Source organism: Erwinia sp. PME.40.26/001 (assembly GCF_055556675.1).
On sequence record NZ_JBVHNP010000063.1, the window covers coordinates 1 to 338 of the forward strand.

General features: G+C 68.0%; 1 protein-coding gene. It reads right to left on the reverse strand.

What is annotated here, in order from left to right; all coding sequences use genetic code 11:
• Positions 1-216, reverse strand: a 216-nt coding sequence (locus ACZ3HG_RS23235; protein ID WP_465334670.1) for a hypothetical protein, incomplete at its 3' end; no start/stop codon positions are given.
• Between the last annotated feature and the right edge of the window lie 122 nt (positions 217-338).

Genomic DNA, 338 nt, shown 5'->3' on the forward strand with positions numbered 1-338 from the left:
GAGCGGTTCTTCGGCATCCGGAGCCTCTTCCGCGGGCGGCGTCCACCGCGCCGACTCGACGGCCTTCGAGCGCGTGCGGCCCGTGTTGAACGGCGGGTCGAGATAGACGAGCGTGAACGAGCCGTCGGGGAGGCCGGGCGTGATCGCGAGGTTGTCGGCGTGGTGGATCTCGACGCTGCCGTGGTCGAGGACGCCGTCCAGGGTCGTGCCGCTCACGGAACGCGCTGAAGCCACGCGTCGGTGGCGAACTTCGAGGCGACGAGCGCCTCCGCCTCGGCATATTCCTCTTTGGTGATATGTCCGGTGGTTGCGCCGTACAGCGTCGTGAAGGTGTCGAT